This is a genomic window from Paracoccus sp. FO-3 (assembly GCF_006386455.1).
Classification (GTDB): Bacteria; Pseudomonadota; Alphaproteobacteria; order Rhodobacterales; family Rhodobacteraceae; genus Paracoccus; species Paracoccus versutus.
On record NZ_VCBQ01000229.1, the window covers coordinates 1 to 2,240 of the forward strand.

Below are 2,240 nucleotides of genomic sequence, written 5' to 3' on the forward strand. Positions count from 1 at the left end.
CCGCCCATGCCCGCCGGCAGGGCCACCCCGCCCTGCGCGCCGAGGTCCAGGCCGGCAATCGCGCCGGGCTGGCGGCATGGCGGGCGATGGGCTTCCAGCCGCAGGACCGCCAAAGGCTGGGCTGGCCCTGGTCGGCGCCGGCCCATGTGCTGCGGCTGCCGCTTTAGCGCGCGCCCGCCCCCTCTGCCCCGTCGGCCCCCTCGGCCTGGGTGCCGGCGCGGCCCAGCATGCCGGTCACCTGCGCCAGCAGGGTAAAGGCCCGGCCCGAGCGGGTCTCGGCCAGCGCGGCCAGCAATTGCGGGTCGCTGTCCTGCACCTTGCGGCTCATCAGCCGGTCGAAATGGCGCAGGAAATGATGGGCGACGTCGCGAAACACCTCGTCGCCATGCAGCATCGCCCCGGCGCTGGCCAGGGCGGCCTCGTCGCGAATCACCGCCAGGTCGGCCACGGCCTCGCCGCGCGCGCCCTCGGCAAAGCGGCGCCACAGGACGGGATCGGCCTCGGGGACGGCCAGCTCGTCCATGTAGACGCCCTGTCCCGCCAACAGCGTGACCACGTCCTGCGCCGCCCGGATCAGCCGGGCCATGCCCGGATCGGCCAGCGCCAGCCGCAGGCAGCGAATCGCCTCGCGATCCTCGGGACCGTCGGGAAAGTTCAGCGCATGGAACAGCTCGGCCGGCGTCAGCTGGGCCGCGGGCGGCGAATCCAGCTCCAGGCTGGCCTGCCGCGCATCCGCGGCAGAGGGCCGCGGCGCGGGCGGCACCATGCCGCGCCGCGCGGCCGGCGCGGAAACGGGGGCGGAGGACGGCGCGGCCGCGCGCGGCTCGGCCATGGGTTCGCCGGCCATGCCCTGGTCCTGCATCCGGGCCAGCATGGCGCGCAGCTCCTCGGCCTCCTGGCGCAGGAGCAGCAGGCTGCGCGCCGACCAGACCGCCAGCCAGACCAGCGCCAAGGGTAGGATCACGCCCACCAGCCAGACCAGCCAGCCCGCCGCGCCCTGCCCTTCGGCCTCCGGGCCGAAAAGCGCAAACAGCCCGACCAGCGCCAGCCAGGCCAAGCTGACCCCCGCGCCGATCGCCAGCACGCGGTTGCGGGCCTGTTCGACGGCCAGCCTGCGCAGCGGATCAAGCGAGTCCATGCGCCCGGCCCCTTCCTTCAGACATAGCGGATCGAGATGATCTCATAGGATTTCCCGCCCCCCGGCGTCACCACCTCGACGCTGTCGCCCTCGTCCTTGCCGATCAGGGCGCGGGCCAGGGGCGAGCGGATGTTCAGAAGCCCGCGCTCCAGGTCCGCCTCGGCCTCGCCGACGATCTGGTAGGTGCGCTCTTCCTCGGAATCCTCGTCGAGCAGGGTGACGGTGGCGCCGAACTTGATCGAGCCGTTCAGCCGGCTCGGGTCGATGACCTCGGCCCGCGAAAGGATCATCTCCAGTTCCTTGATGCGGCCCTCGACGAAGCTCTGCTTTTCGCGGGCGGCGTGATATTCGGCATTTTCCGACAGGTCGCCATGCTCGCGCGCCTCGGCGATGGCGCGGATCACCGCCGGGCGCTGGACCGAGCGCAGTTCGCGCAGTTCCTCGTCCAGCTGGTCGTAGCCCGCGCGGGTCATCGGTATCTTTTCCATTCCAGTCCTTCCGGTCGCAACGGTGCGACGCCAGTCAACGCGAAACAAGCTGTTGGAACGCCCCCGGCCATCGGCCGGGGGCGCCCGCTGAAAATCCGAGGGGCATCGTGGCGCGATCCCGTCCCTGTTTCAAGTCCCGCCGGATGCGATCCGCGGCAGCCTGCCGAGAAAACGTCGCAAGTTGATTATCATGCGTCGCGTTAAGATTGCCCGCAAGAATATTACGCGCTAGGTCTTGCGCCCAGATTGTCGAGCTAGGGAAGTTGGGGGCCGAGCCATGTCCGAAATTGAACGCGAGTCGATGGAATACGACGTTGTGATCGTCGGCGGCGGCCCGGCGGGGCTGTCGGCGGCGATCCGGCTCAAGCAGGTGAACCCGGAGCTTTCGGTGGTGCTGCTGGAGAAGGGCTCGGAGATCGGCGCGCATATCCTCTCGGGCGCCGTGCTCGACACCGCCGGCCTCGACAAGCTGATCCCGGACTGGAAGGACAAGGGCGCGCCCGTCAGCACCGAAGTCACCCAGGACAATTTCTACATCCTCGGCCCGCAGGGCCAGGTCCGCGTGCCGAACTGGCCGATGCCGCCCTTGATGTCGAACCACGGCAAATACATCG

Annotated in this window: 3 protein-coding genes; 1 reads left to right on the plus strand and 2 read right to left on the minus strand. The window is 70.1% G+C overall.

Annotated features, from left to right (window positions below; all coding sequences use genetic code 11):
* Window positions 1–163: 163 nt before the first annotated feature.
* Together FE811_RS26555 and greA are read right to left on the minus strand one after the other, a co-directional pair.
* Complete coding sequence (locus tag FE811_RS26555; protein ID WP_116221931.1) at window positions 164–1,138, minus strand: hypothetical protein; 975 nt, start codon at window positions 1,136–1,138, stop codon at window positions 164–166.
* Window positions 1,139–1,155: 17 nt separating this feature from the next.
* Entirely contained in the window at window positions 1,156–1,626 is a 471-nt protein-coding gene (gene greA / locus FE811_RS26560) for a transcription elongation factor GreA (RefSeq protein ID WP_024845767.1), read from the minus strand.
* A 277-nt stretch (window positions 1,627–1,903) separates the two neighbouring features.
* Between greA and FE811_RS26565 the strand changes: the two genes are divergently transcribed.
* Window positions 1,904–2,240 (plus strand): NAD(P)/FAD-dependent oxidoreductase (locus FE811_RS26565; RefSeq protein WP_140849491.1); only part of this gene is annotated, 337 nt, incomplete at its 3' end.

What these genes read in the sequence shown, in the direction of transcription:
- FE811_RS26555 (WP_116221931.1), bottom strand. Translation starts at nt 1,138, where the DNA reads ATGGACTCGCTTGATCCGCTGCGCAGGCTGGCCGTCGAACAGGCCCGC.
- greA (WP_024845767.1), bottom strand. Translation starts at nt 1,626, where the DNA reads ATGGAAAAGATACCGATGACCCGCGCGGGCTACGACCAGCTGGACGAG.